Source organism: Campylobacter avium LMG 24591 (assembly GCF_002238335.1).
In the GTDB taxonomy this organism is placed as follows: domain Bacteria; phylum Campylobacterota; class Campylobacteria; order Campylobacterales; family Campylobacteraceae; genus Campylobacter_D; species Campylobacter_D avium.
Genome location: NZ_CP022347.1, coordinates 1,394,151 through 1,407,386, shown reverse-complemented (window position 1 = coordinate 1,407,386; position 13,236 = coordinate 1,394,151). Strand labels below are relative to the sequence as shown.

At 35.6% G+C, this 13,236-nt stretch carries 14 protein-coding genes; 4 read left to right on the top strand and 10 right to left on the bottom strand.

The window, feature by feature from the left end; all coding sequences use genetic code 11:
- Position 1: 1 nt before the first annotated feature.
- Both CAV_RS07135 and moaC read right to left on the bottom strand, forming a co-directional pair.
- Positions 2 to 274 carry an HP0495 family protein gene (locus tag CAV_RS07135; RefSeq protein WP_245807400.1) on the bottom strand — a complete coding sequence of 91 codons (273 nt, stop codon included), beginning with the start codon at positions 272 to 274 and terminating at the stop codon, positions 2 to 4.
- Positions 243 to 716, bottom strand: coding sequence for a cyclic pyranopterin monophosphate synthase MoaC (gene moaC / locus CAV_RS07130; protein ID WP_094325842.1), 474 nt, complete (start codon positions 714 to 716; stop codon positions 243 to 245). The genes CAV_RS07135 and moaC overlap by 32 nt, the downstream gene beginning before the upstream one ends.
- An 83-nt stretch (positions 717 to 799) precedes the next feature.
- Between moaC and CAV_RS08915 the strand changes: the two genes are divergently transcribed.
- Positions 800 to 955 (top strand): highly acidic protein, encoded by a 156-nt coding sequence (locus CAV_RS08915; RefSeq protein ID WP_148131231.1) that lies wholly within the window; start codon positions 800 to 802, stop codon positions 953 to 955.
- A 3-nt stretch (positions 956 to 958) separates the two neighbouring features.
- Entirely contained in the window at positions 959 to 2,257 is a 1,299-nt protein-coding gene (locus CAV_RS07125; RefSeq protein WP_094325841.1) for an MFS transporter, read from the top strand.
- Here the strand turns inward: CAV_RS07125 and CAV_RS07120 are convergent.
- The 5 genes from CAV_RS07120 to CAV_RS07100 are packed head-to-tail and all read right to left on the bottom strand — an operon-like array spanning position 2,219 to position 5,507.
- A complete protein-coding gene (locus CAV_RS07120) occupies positions 2,219 to 3,046 on the bottom strand; it encodes a metal ABC transporter permease (protein ID WP_094325840.1) in 828 nt (275 codons plus the stop codon). The genes CAV_RS07125 and CAV_RS07120 overlap by 39 nt on opposite strands.
- A complete protein-coding gene (locus tag CAV_RS07115) occupies positions 3,039 to 3,788 on the bottom strand; it encodes a metal ABC transporter ATP-binding protein (RefSeq protein WP_094325839.1) in 750 nt (249 codons plus the stop codon). Before CAV_RS07115 ends, CAV_RS07120 begins: the two co-directional genes overlap by 8 nt.
- Positions 3,789 to 3,790: 2 nt before the next feature.
- Positions 3,791 to 4,639, bottom strand: a complete 849-nt coding sequence (locus CAV_RS07110) for a metal ABC transporter solute-binding protein, Zn/Mn family (RefSeq protein WP_094325838.1) — start codon at positions 4,637 to 4,639, stop codon at positions 3,791 to 3,793.
- Entirely contained in the window at positions 4,636 to 4,890 is a 255-nt protein-coding gene (locus CAV_RS07105) for a CopG family transcriptional regulator (RefSeq protein WP_094325837.1), read from the bottom strand. Before CAV_RS07105 ends, CAV_RS07110 begins: the two co-directional genes overlap by 4 nt.
- Before the next feature lie 17 nt (positions 4,891 to 4,907).
- Positions 4,908 to 5,507: a bacteriohemerythrin gene (locus CAV_RS07100; protein ID WP_094325836.1), complete on the bottom strand. Its 600-nt coding sequence runs from the start codon at positions 5,505 to 5,507 to the stop codon at positions 4,908 to 4,910.
- Between the two features lie 130 nt (positions 5,508 to 5,637).
- Here CAV_RS07100 and dccR point away from each other — a divergent pair, with 130 nt between their 5' ends.
- Positions 5,638 to 6,309: a two-component system response regulator DccR gene (gene dccR, locus CAV_RS07095; protein ID WP_094325835.1), complete on the top strand. Its 672-nt coding sequence runs from the start codon at positions 5,638 to 5,640 to the stop codon at positions 6,307 to 6,309.
- Entirely contained in the window at positions 6,296 to 7,510 is a 1,215-nt protein-coding gene (locus CAV_RS07090; protein ID WP_094325834.1) for a sensor histidine kinase, read from the top strand. The genes dccR and CAV_RS07090 overlap by 14 nt, the downstream gene beginning before the upstream one ends.
- A 3-nt stretch (positions 7,511 to 7,513) precedes the next feature.
- On the opposite strand, the gene CAV_RS07085 is transcribed toward CAV_RS07090, so the two are convergent.
- The 3 genes from CAV_RS07085 to CAV_RS07075 are packed head-to-tail and all read right to left on the bottom strand — an operon-like array spanning position 7,514 to position 13,231.
- Positions 7,514 to 9,010 (bottom strand): efflux transporter outer membrane subunit, encoded by a 1,497-nt coding sequence (locus tag CAV_RS07085; protein ID WP_094325833.1) that lies wholly within the window; start codon positions 9,008 to 9,010, stop codon positions 7,514 to 7,516.
- Entirely contained in the window at positions 8,994 to 12,125 is a 3,132-nt protein-coding gene (locus CAV_RS07080; RefSeq protein ID WP_094325832.1) for an efflux RND transporter permease subunit, read from the bottom strand. The genes CAV_RS07085 and CAV_RS07080 overlap by 17 nt, the downstream gene beginning before the upstream one ends.
- Complete coding sequence (locus CAV_RS07075; protein WP_094325831.1) at positions 12,125 to 13,231, bottom strand: efflux RND transporter periplasmic adaptor subunit; 1,107 nt, start codon at positions 13,229 to 13,231, stop codon at positions 12,125 to 12,127. Before CAV_RS07075 ends, CAV_RS07080 begins: the two co-directional genes overlap by 1 nt.
- Positions 13,232 to 13,236 lie beyond the last annotated feature (5 nt).

Sequence of the window (13,236 nt, the reverse complement as noted above, 5' to 3'; positions counted from 1 at the left end):
CTTATATAACAAAGTCACACAATTTTTTAAATTCATCAAAAAGCCTTAATCTATCATCCTTATCAATAACTGTGATTGTGGCAAGATAGCTTACATATTTGCCATTTTTACTAGAATTTGTTTGTGTAAGCTTAAATTCTCTTTGCTTTAGCACCTTTTTTACAAGCACAGATACATCAACATCTTTTTTTACTATGAGCTTATAATCCCAAGAAATAGGGTAGTTGATAATTGGCTCTTGCTTAATTTCGTTTAAATTTAGCACTCTTGCCACCTTCCTTGCTTTGTAAAACAATATCACTAATTCTCATAGTCTTATCAATAGCCTTTAGCATGTCATAGATTGTTAAAAGTCCTACGCTAACGCCGGTTAAAGCCTCCATTTCAACTCCCGTTTTACCCTCGCAAGATACTTCAACAGTGAGGCAAAATGAGCACTCTGCTTCGTTTTCATCTATGTGTGTTTGCACCTTAGATATCAACAAAGGATGGCACATCGGTATTAGCTCGCTTGTTTTTTTTGAGGCCATAATGGCAGCTATTACAGCGGTTTGCAGCACAGGACCCTTTTTTGCGCTGTTGTTTTTAACAGCTAAAAAAGCCTCTTTGCTTACGAAAATTTTGCCGCTTGCACTAGCCTTTCTTTTGCTTATGTTTTTTTCGCTCACATCTACCATTTTTGGGTGTTTGTTCTCATCTATATGTGTAAGTTCCATCATAAGCCTTTAAAAATTTAAAAAATTATAGCAAAATGAGTAAAATTTAAGTTAAAATTCGCATTATTTATAAAGGAGGCTTTATGGAATACGATGATAACGAAGATATCTTAGATAACGATGATATGTTGTATGATGAAAGCGATGAATATACTTATAATGAAAAGACAAATTACAATTACGACGAGGACGATTATTCTTACGAGGATGAGGACGATGAGAATAGTTATGAAATGTAGTTTATGAGCAATAAAACGCTTAAAAAAAAGGAGTTTAAAATTCTTGCCCTCTCTTCGCTTGGAGGCACCCTTGAATTTTATGATTTCATCATCTTTGTATTTTTTGCAAGCATTATATCGCAGCACTTTTTCCCGCCAAGTTTAGATGAGACTTGGAAAATGATAAATACTTATGGAATTTTTGCTGCCGGTTATCTTGCCAGACCGCTTGGTGGCATAGTTATGGCGCATTTTGGCGATAAATTTGGACGCAAAAATGTCTTTATGTTAAGCATCTTGCTTATGGTAATTCCTACATTTGCCCTAGCTTTTGTGCCTAGTTTCGAGCATATATCTTATTTTGCTCCTTTATTCTTGCTTTTGGTTCGTATAGCACAAGGCGTGGCTGTTGGTGGGGAGTTGCCTGGAGCCTGGGTTTTCATACAAGAACACGCACCCAAAAATCGCAAGAATTTATACATCTCTCTTTTAACAGCCTCTGTTACGGCTGGAATTTTGCTCGGTGCTCTTGTGTATTTGCTAATTTACACTGTGTTTAGCGAGGAGCAGGTGAAAGAATGGGCTTGGCGTGTGGCTTTTGGTATAGGCGGGGTCTTTGGCATTATCTCTGTGTATCTTAGGAGATTTTTAGAAGAAACCCCTGTGTTTTTGCAGATGAAAAACGACAAAGCCTTGCTTTCTTTTCCTTTAAAGGAGATTTTTAAGCTTAAAAATTCGATTTTATCTATAAGTGTTTCTATGCTAAGTACTTGGGTGCTTACTGTGTGCATACTAATCTTTATCTTGCAAATACCAAATTTCACTACTCCTGTGCTTGCTTTTTCTCCTTTTGAAAAGACTTATTTTCAAATTCTAGGACTTTTTTGCCTTATAAGTTCTATTATACTTATAGGCTTTTTAAGCGACAAATTTAAGCCTCATAAGGTTTGCATAGTCTTTTCTTTGGGTTTTGGGCTAAGTAGCTTTTTGTTTGTAACTAATTTTTACGCTAAGGATGTTAATCTTGAGCTTATCTTGCTTTACTATAGCTTAGCTTGTTTTTGTGCTGGCATTATGGCTTGTTGTCCTATATTTATGAGTGATGTTTTTGAGGCTAAATTTCGTTTTAGCGGAATTTCTTTTTCTTATAATATAGCTTATGCCTTAGCAGGAGGCTTCACTCCACAGCTTGCCGCATTTTTACACAGCGTATCTTTTGAAAACAGAGGCGAGTTCATATCCTCATCCTTGGCCTTTTATACGGTTTTAGTATCTTGTGTGAGTTTAATAGCCGCTTTGCTTATGAGAAAAATTTATAAGTGATTTTAAAAGTAGTGAGATGAAAAATCCAAGACAGGCTACGGCTATTATGCTTGCGCTGCTGCTTAGGTTAAGATAGTAGCTTATAAAAATACCGCTAAGGCAAAATACAAAAGAAAGAATAAAGGCTAAGAAAATCGTAGCAGCAAGGCTTTTGGTGAATTTTTCAGCTATAAAAGATGGTATGCTAAGCAGGGCAATGATTAAGATAAGCCCAACGCAACTCATGCAAAGCACTATGCAAAGTGATATTAAGCATAGCAAGGTGTAATAAAATAAGTTTGTATTTACGCCCTTTAAATTTGCAAATTCTATATCAAAGCTTATGGCGATTAACTGCCTATAAAATAGGCTTACAAAGAGTATAAACAAAATATCAGCAAAAATTAAGGCATAGATGTCATTAAAGCTTATAGTTAGTATAGAGCCGAACAAATAGGCAAATAAATCGTTTTGATAAGAGGGGCTAAGGTCTATTAAGATAAGTCCTAAAGCCATGCCAAAGGTCCAAATTACAGCCACGAAATTATCGCTTCTGTGAGGGTATTTTAAAGACAAATAAGCAAGCACTAAGGCCAAAATGATAGTAAAAGAAACTGTTGATAAAAATACCGGCAAGGAAAAGTAAAAGGCTAAGCCAATGCCCCCAAAAGCACCATGCGTGATACCGCCAGCCATTGGTAAGAGTTTATTTGCCATGGCCAAAGAACCCATTATAGCACAGGCTATGCTTATAAAAAACGAAGCTAACAAGGCATTTTGAAAGAAAGAATAAGTAAGTATCTCAGGCATGCAATACTTTTCTTTCGCAGCTAGCACAAACATCAAAGCTAAGCTCCACATCGCAAAAATGACTATGATGGCTTTGTAGGTGTTGTAGTAGTCTTGATTTTTCTTTATTGTCGTTGTTGTGCAAGATTAGTTCTTTGTTTAAATAAGCTATTTTGTTTGCATAGGCCAAAACTATGTTAATATCATGGCAAATACTTATTATGCCTATGCCTTCTTTGTGCAGCTTGGCTAGTATGTTGAAAATGTCAATGGCTCCTTTTGAGTCTAAATTTGCACTTGGCTCATCTAGTATCAAAAGTTTGCACTTAGACACCAAAGCCCTTGCTATGTAAGCTCTTTGCCTTTCTCCCCCGCTTAGCTCGTTAAGCGTTCTTTTAAAAAGCTCTTTAATGCCCACTTGTTCTAGTGCTTGCAAGGCTTTTTCTTGATTTTCTTTTTTGTTTATAAAGAATTTTTTATCTAACAAGCCCATTAAAACAAGGTCTATCACCCTTATGCGAAAATTATCACTTGCACTTGTGTTTTGAGGCACATAGCCGATTTGATTTCTTTCTAAAGCCAGATATTTTAAATTTTTGTTTTTGATTAGTTTTAAAATGATTTTTGCTAGCGTGCTTTTGCCGCCACCATTAGGCCCTATGATAGCTAGAAAATCATCGCTATCATAGCTTAAATTTATGTTCTTTAAGACTATATTTTTTGCATAGCTGTGGTTTAAATTTACGAGTTCAAAAAGCTTCATTTTTATTCTTTTAAGCTAAGTGCCAATTTATCACTAGCTTTTAAAAGCTCGTTTTTCCAATCCCTTGATAAATGTTCTATCGTTTCAAGCCTAGCGTTGCATTGTTTGGCCACTGTATTAGCAGCTTTTTTGCTAAAGCCATCTTGAATAAAGATAATTTTTATATTTTCTTTTTTTGCAAGGTCTATTAAATTTTGCAAGTCCTTTGCGCGCGGTTCTTGAGAGTTGATTTGCACCGGAATTTGCACAAGATTATATCTTTTTGCAAAATAAGACCAAGAAGGATGATAGACTATAAATTTGTTATTTTTTATCCCGCTTAGCTTGGCCTTTATGTCTGAGTCAAGCTCGTCTAATTCTTTGTGAAAATCTTTTAAATTTCTTAGATAAAAATCCTTGTTTTCTGGGTATTTTTTTACAAGAGCATTTGTTATATTACTAGCTTGTGTTTTAACTAAAATTGGGTCAAGCCATATATGCGTGTCAAATTCTTCATGTTTGTGATTGTGGTGAGAGTGTGCCTCGTGTTCTTGATGCAAAAGCTTTATATTGTCTTGTGTTCTTACTATGATTAGGGTTTTTAAGGTGTTTTGAAATTTCTCAAGCATGATTTTTTCAAAAGAAAAGCCTATGGTAAAGTATATATCGCTTTTTTCTAGTTTTTTAATGGTTTGAGGTTTTATCTCATAGTTATGTTCGTCGCTTTTTTCCGGAATTAAGATATTTATATCAACCGTATCTTTGGCTATTTGCTCTACAAAATAAGCTTGCGGCGGTATGCTAACTGTAACAGTTGGCTTAGCAAAAGCTAGGCTTAAGGCAAAGAGCAAGCTTAAGGCGATTTGTTTCATTGCTTAAGCTGCTTTATGACATCGTCTAGCTTTTTATCTGCCTTTTTATAATTTCCACTTTTTAACTCCTCTAAAGCGTCTATGGCAAAAGAAAAGTCGTCTTTTTCATTGTTTGCTATGTATAATTGCAAAGCTTCTATGATTATGCTAGTTTTGGTTCTTTCCGTATTTTTACTTAAAGTATCTAGGCTTTGTTTGAGTTCTGCTGGTATCTTAAAGGAACAAGACACTGATTTAACTTGTTTTTTCATCGCTTCTCTCCTTAAATTTATACTATTTGATGTAATTTTATAGGCTTTTTACAAACCTTACAGTTGAAGGTATTTTTGCCCGACTTAATCTTTTTATGTATATTGTAAGGAACATCGTGCAGCTTGCCCTCGCACTCGCAAGAGTAAAGATAGGTTTGAGCTTTGTTGTTCTGCGCTTCCTCCTCTTCTACTTCAAAAGTAACTTCGCTGCCATCATCAGTAGCTAACAACGAGCGTCTGTAATTAGCCACTTTCATATCTTCAAACAATATATGTTCCAAAAGCCAATTTTTAGCAACCACATAAAGTTTTTCTTTTAAATCATTGGTTGATTTTATGTCTTGTATAAGTTCTATCATAGTTTGTATGATATCTTTATGTATATTTTTATGGGCTGGCAAGTCGGGATATCCAATGCTGGCCATATATTTTTCCTCATCATAAAAATGCTCTTTCATATAAGAGAAAAAATCAGCAAGCAAATTCTTTACTTCGGCTTTAGAAACAGCTCTATCAGAAATTCTTTCCACATGTGCGGCCATTTCAAACAATTTCTTGTGTTGCTCATCTATCTTAGCATTGTAAACACTGAAGTTGTCTTCCCATTTAGGTAGCATTTTAACTCCTAGCTCTATGTTTATTTAAAGAAAGTTTCAAATTATAACACAAAAAGATAATTTCTTTACAAATTTACTTCACGAGAACTTAACAAAGATTTGTTAAAATTTAAAAAAAATGGGGTGTTTTATGTCGGCTAAAATTTTGTTATTAGAAGATGATTTAAGCTTAAGTGAGATAGTAGAGGAATACTTAAGCGATGAGGGTTATGATGTTACATTAGTATCAGACGCGCAAGAGGCTTTGAATTTTGCTTATGAGAAGCATTTTGATTTGTGGATTTTTGATGTTAAGGTTCCTTTGGGTGATGGTTTTTCTTTGTTAAAAGAACTAAGAGAAGCTGGCAAGGATACACCTGCTATATTTTTAACATCCTTAAACACATCTATGGACTTTAAAGAGGGTTTTGATTGCGGTTGTGATGATTATATAAAAAAGCCTTTTGAGCTTGTGGAGCTTTCAATTCGCATAGAAAATTTATTGAAACGTTCTTTTGCACATAAAAATGAAGTTTATGAGGATTTAGGCGGTGGTTTTAAATTTTTCTTAAAATCTCAACTTTTATATAAAGACAACACTCTACATCCACTTCCTTCAAAAGAGATAAAGCTGTTGGCCTTGCTTTTACAAAATAAGAATAATTTTGTAAGCGTAGATAGAATTTATGAGGAAATTTGGGATTATGACGAGGAGCCAAGTGAGCTTAGTTTAAGGGTTTATGTTAAGAATTTACGCAAAATTCTTGGTAAGGATGTGATTGTAAATCAAAGGGGAAAAGGTTACTGTTATGTCAGAGGCTAAGTGGGTTAGCAGGAGAATTTTGTTTGTTTATCTTACTACAACCGGAATTTTTTTATTAGTTTTTTTTAATATTTGGTATGAGAAATTATACAACGAACTTGTAAGGCTTAAGACATCAAATCTTGCAGATATCCACAGAACAATAGTTTTAAGCATTGTAAATTCAAAATATACCCCTGTAAATGAAGCTTGCGATAATCTTCATAAATTATCAGGTTTTAGATTTGCAGTCATGGACGGCAAAAAAATTATATGCTCGTCTTTAAGCTTTGAAATAGATGAAAATTTTGACTCAAGTCACAGCAGAAAGGGAATTTACAAGGATAGAGCCTTTTTTCTAGCACCCATGGATGCGTCTAGGTATTATTTAAGCAAGAATGAACGAGATTTCGAGTATAACCGCATAGAAGATGGCCATTTAAGAACCTTTATAGAAGGCGACATTGTTAGCTATGAACTCACAAATATCAGACTTTGGGTCTTTTTTCTAGGATTTTTATTGTTTTTACTTATAGGTTTTATATCTTATTTGTTAATTAAAATTTCCTTAAAGCCCCTAGAAAGCAAGATAAGCATGTTAAATTCTTTCATCAAGGATTTTACGCACGAAATCAACACTCCCTTAAGCGTGATACTACTTAGCATAGAAAGGCTAGAACAGCAGTTAAAAGATGTGGATATGCTTAAATTTAATAGAATGAAACTAGCGGTCAAAACCTTATCGCAAACTTATTCTGATTTGATTTTTTATACCTTTCCTGATTCTGTTTCCAATGAGCCAGCACAGATAAATTTAAAAGCTATGATAGAGGAGAGGCTGGAGTATTTTAAGCTGTTTTTTGAGCAAAAAAATATCACTGTGCAAAGCGATTTGGATGAAAAAAGTTTTATTTTTGCTAGCAAAAGCAAGATTGATAAGCTTTTTGATAATTTGCTTAGCAATGCCATTAAATACAACAAAAAAGGCGGTTTCATAGAGATAAAATTAAAAGAAAATACGCTAAGTGTCAAAGATAGCGGTTGCGGAATGAAAGAAGAGGATATAAAAAAAATTTTTGATAGATACACAAGGTTTAACAAAGACCAAGGCGGCTTTGGCATAGGCCTAAATTTGGTAAAAACTATATGTAAGGAATACAATATAAATATACAGTGTATATCTGAGCTGAACAAAGGAAGCGAGTTTAAACTAAGCTGGTGAGGCTTAGTTTCTAAAACTCATATCAAGATTTGTAGCGTCTTGTTGCATGGAGGCTTCTTGGTTGTTTGCTTTATCAAATCCACCGCCAAATGCTTTTATAACATCCACAACAGAGCTAAGTAAATTATAAACAGAGCTTTCATAGCTTAGCTTGGCACTAAGGTAGTTTTGTCTAGCACTAAGCAAGTCATTTAATGAGGAGATACCATTATCATATCTTAACTGCTCTAGCTCATAAATTTTTTCTTGAGACTGCAAAAGTTGAGCGTAGTTTTTTTCGTTGTTAAAAGCACTTTCTCTATTTACCAACGCAGTTCTTACCTCACCTAGAGCGTTTTTAAGTATGCTTTCATAGTTTAAATACGCCTCGTCTTTAGCTAGCTTTGCTAAATTTACATTGTATCTTATTTCACCCCAACGAAGTATAGGCAGTACCGCATTAGCTCCAGCACTCCAATTAAAGCTTTGAGTATCTAGTACATTATTTAGCTGCGGGCTACCAAAACCTAACAAGCCTGTTAAAGAAATGCTCGGCAAATAAGCCGTTCTAGCAACTCCTATTAGGTAGTTTTGTTGCTCTAGTCTTCTTAAAGCAGCGTTAATGTCAGGCCTTTGAAGTAGAATTTTACTGCTTATGCCTTGTGGAAGCTCGATTTTAAAATGTTCTATGTCTGTTTTTGATGAGGTAGCGTATAAAATGTCATTTAAATTTGATGAAACTAAAATCATCAAAGCCTTGTCATTATTATCTTTTTGAGCCTTCGCTGTTTCAAGCTGAGCCTTCGCTGTTTCAAGCTGAGCCTTGTAGCTATATAGCTCGTATTCTCCGATTGCTCCGACCTTAAACTGCTCATCCCTTAATTCATAAGCCTTGGTGTAGTCTGCGACTGTTTGTTCTAAAATTTGCACTTGGCTGTTTAAATTTATAGCATTAAAATACATCTTTACGACATTTGATACAAGGGTTAATTTTGAGCTTTGAAAATCATAAATCGAAGCTTCATAAGCTTTGGATGAGGCAAAGTAACCATCCCTGTATTTACCCCACAAATCAAGCTCATAGCTTAAATTTAAACCCATATTTAAATTTGTTGAGGTCTGTCTTCGGCCAGAAATTGAGCTATTTGCTCCATCACTAGCCCTTGTAACGCCCATTTGTCCATCAAGGTCTGGGAATAAATCGCTTCTATCTATACCAAGAGTTTGAGCGGCCTGCTCAAATCTCACAAAGGCAAGTCTTAAATCAGTATTATTCTTTAAAGCCTTATCAACAAGGGCGTTTAAGTCTTGGTCATTAAATACCTTCCACCACTGCTCATCAAATTTAACCGATTCGGTATTGTCAAAGGTATCACAGTCTAGCCCGCCTTGTTCTATACATTTACTTACATTTATATTGTTGTTAAATCTAACATCTGGTTCCTTGAATTCTGGCTTTAAAGAGCAAGATACAAAGAAAAATGCTAGTGCTAGACTTGAAATTTTATTGAACGGTAACATTGTGTTTTCCTCTCTTTTTATCTAGCCATTCATTAAAGCTTTCTAATAGGTAGAAAAATAAAGGCACGAAAAATAATGCTATTGTCGAAGCAGCAATCATTCCGCCTATTACACCTGTGCTTAGCGAGTGTCTGCTTGCCGCACCTGCTCCACTTGCAAAAAACAGCGGTGCAACACCCAAGCAAAATGCCAAGGAAGTCATACAAATAGGCCTGAAGCGAAGTTTTGCAGCTTCGATTGAGGCGTCAAATATACTTTTGCCTTTCTTTAAGTGCTCTTCCATGGCAAATTCAACTATCAAAATAGCATTTTTCGCAGCCAAGCCTATTAATAAAAGTAAGCCCGTTTGAAAATACACATCAAGCGCCAAACCTCTTGCCCACATTAAGAATAAAGAGCCAAACACAGCAAAAGGAACAGCTGTTACAACAGCTAAAGGCATTAGCCATCTTTCATACTGTGCAGCTAGGATTAAGAAAACAAATATTAAGCCCAGCACAAAGGAAACAGAACCCGCACTTGTATTTGTTACTTCCTGATAAGCAGAACCCGACCAAGCCATGGTGTAATCATCGCCTAAAGTTTGTTTAACAACTTCTTGTATAGCCTGTATAGCTTGTCCTGAGGTGTATCCCGGAGCTGGCGAGCCTTGAACTAGGGCTGCAGGGAAGAGGTTAAATCTCTTAACATCATCTGGTCCTATGCTTCTTTTAAGCGTTAAAACAGAGCTTAGAGATATCATATTTCCATCGCTTGAGCGAACATATAATTTTTTAAGCGCTTCTTGTGTATTTCTAAAATCCCCTAAGGCTCTTACATTTACTTGGAAATTTTTACCAAGTATGTTAAAGTCGTTTATGTAGTACGAACCTATGGTAGATGATATTGTGGTAAAGACATCTTGCAAGCTTAGGTTGTAATACTTTATCTTATCTCTATCTACTTCTAGCTTAAACAAAGGAAAGGTTGTATCCAGCGTGGTTCTTACCTGTCTTAAATCCTTGCGTGCGTTTGCAGCCATCACAACTTTATTAACATCTTCTTGAATTTGCTCGTAGCTTTTTCCGCTTCTGTTTTGCAAGAACATATCAAAGCCACCGGTAAGCCCAAGCCCTTGTATAGGAGGCGGGGTTAAAAAGAATGTTTGTGCGTTTTGATTTAAAAAATATTTAGCATTTAATTGCTGTGCAAATTCAGCTGAGCTTATATCTCTTTCGCTGAAATCCTTTACATTTATAAAGTGAACTCCAGCATTTTCTTTCAAAGATGAAGTGAAAAGGTCAAAACCTATCATAGACATGTAGTTTTTAACCGGAGGCATAGCTACTAAATCACTAGATAGCTTATCCATGTATTCCACAGTTCTATGTAAAGATGAGGCAGGAGGTAAATTTGTAATAGCCATAACAAAGCTTTGATCCTCAGCAGGAACCAAAGAACCCGGCATAATCTTAAAAAAGCCCCAAATAATACCCAAGAAAACAACAAAAACAGCTAAAAAGCTTTTAGGTCTTTTTAAAACAAAGCTAACGCCTTTCGTAAAAATTACTGTGCTGTAGTCAAAAAAGTCATTAAATTTTTGTACGATTTTAAAAGGCTTTTCTTGCGTTCTTTTTAAAAAGATTGCTGATAGTGCAGGCGTCAAAGTAAGAGCAACAAAGCCAGATATTGCAACTGAGACTGCAAGGGTTAGTGCAAATTGCTTTTGAATTTGCCCCATAAAGCCACTTGTAAATGAAGCTGGTATAAACACAGCACACAAAACAAGAACGATAGAAATAACAGGCGAGGTCATTTCTTTCATACCCTCTATGGCCGCGTCTTTAACGGAGATATTTTTATCCTCGTGTATAATTCTATCTATATTTTCAACAACTATAATAGCGTCATCAACAACTATACCAATGGCAAGTATAAGAGCAAAAAGGGTTAGCAAATTTATACTAAAGCCAAGTATATAAAGCCCTATGAAAGTTCCTAGCAAAGATACCGGTACAGCTATTAAAGGAATGATAGTTGAGCGGAAGTTTTTTAAGAACATATACATAACCAAGGCAACCAAAACCAAAGCTTCTATAAAGGTCTTTGCAACCTCGTTTATGGAGTTTTTAACAAAGGTGGTGGTATCGTAAGGCATGTTCCATTCTAAGCCTTGAGGAAAAGACTGTGCTAGCTCATTCATCCTGGCTTTTAATGCCTCGGCAACCTCTAAGGCATTAGCACCGGACTGTAAATTTACCATTATAGGCACAGCGTCGTTCCCGTCAATTCTACCTTGAGATACATATTGCTGAGAGCCTATTTCAACTGTGGCTATATCTTTAACTCTTAAAAAAGATTTATCATCATTTACCCTAAGGATGACATTTTCAAATTCTTGTGGGGTTTTAAGTCTTCCTTGCACATTTATAGAATACACATAAGGGGATTTAAGCTCAACCGGCTCTTCACCGATTTTACCCGTTGCGTACTGTGCGTTTTGCTCATTTATGGCTGCTATTACCTCTGCTGCTGTGATTTGGTATTTATTAAGCAAGTCAGGATTAAGCCAAATTCTCATGGAGTAATTTTTATTTCCAATAGCCGTCGCATCACCAACGCCAGGAATTCTTTTTATATCATCTAAGACATTTAATAAGGCATAATTGTAAATTTCAGTAGCATCCATTGAGCCGTCTTTTGATGATAGGGTTATAGCACCTAAAGAATCAGACGAGGCTTTTCTAACTGTAACTCCAAGTCTTCTCACTCCCTCTGGTAATTTAGCCGTTGCTGCTGAAATTCTATTATTTACATTTATGGTGTTTAAGTCAGGGTCTGAACCTATGTCAAAATACACAGTCATTCTCATCGTACCAGCTGATGAGGCTGTTGTTTCAAGATAAATCATATTTTCAACACCGTTTATAGCGTCCTCTATAGGTATGGCAACAGTATCAGCTATGGTCTTTGCGTCAGCACCCGTGTAGGTGGCACTAACGCTAACTGTTGGCGGTGTTAATGAGGGGTACTGTTCTATCGGTAGTGAAAATACAGCTATGGTTCCAGCCAAAGATATGATTATAGATACAACCGAAGCAAAAACCGGTCTATTTATAAAAAAAGCCGAAAACATTATTTGCTCCCAACCTCTTGCACATCAGAGCCCGGTTTTATCTTTTTAAAATTATCTAAAACTATTTTATCGCCTTCTTTTAAACCCTTATCAATCACTGCAAAATCATTAGTTTGATAGGCTATATTTACATTGGTTTTTGCGATTTTGCCATTAACAACTGTGTAAACATACGCACTTCTTGTATCTTGCAAGATAGCTGTTTGCGGAACTTGAAAGCCGTTTTTTTGCACAAAACCGCTAGATGTTATGGTTGTGAAAATTCCCGGTAAAAGCTTTGTATCGTTGTTATCAAATACCGCTCTAGCCTTAACGCTTCCGCTTTTTTCATCAATAACTGAATCAACGAAGTATAATCTTCCTTGTATGGCTTCATTATTTACATTTATGCTAACATCTGCATTGTTTATTTCCCAATTTCCGTCTGCAAGATTTCTATTAAACCTTAGCTTTTCTACATCTGATATGAAAAAATCAGCGTAGATAGGATTTAAATTTGTAAGTCTTACTAAATTTGTGGAGCTAGCATTTACATAGTCTCCTACATTTATCAAAGCATCCCCTAAGATACCTTCAAAAGGCGCTCTTATGCTTGTGTAATCTAAATCAAGCCTTGCATTTTGAAGCTGCGCTTTGGCACTTTCTAAATTTGCTTTAGCACTGTTGTAATTAGCAAGAGAGGTATCATAATCTCTTTGAGATATAGCTTGTTTTTGTATTAAAACCTGGTTTCTTGAGTGCTCTTTTCTAGCATTTTCAAGGTTAGCCTCTGCTACTAGTACGGAAGCCTTTGCTATATCAAATGCCGCTTGATATTTATCAGGTTCGATTTTAAATAAAATTTGGTCTTTTTGAACCTTATCTCCGGCCTTGAAAAATTGCTGAACGATTTGTCCGCTAACCTTTGCTTTGATGATTACATCCTTATCACTGGTTAAATTTGCTGGGTAAGAAAAGCTAAGCGGTATATCAACAGCTTTAGCCGACATAACAGTAACCGGCATAGGCGGCATCTTAGTTTGTTGTGGTGGCTGCGAGCAAGCAACAAACAAGGTAGCCAAGAAAGAACATAGGCTAAGCACCTTTAAATTTAAGTATTTATTCATAAAAA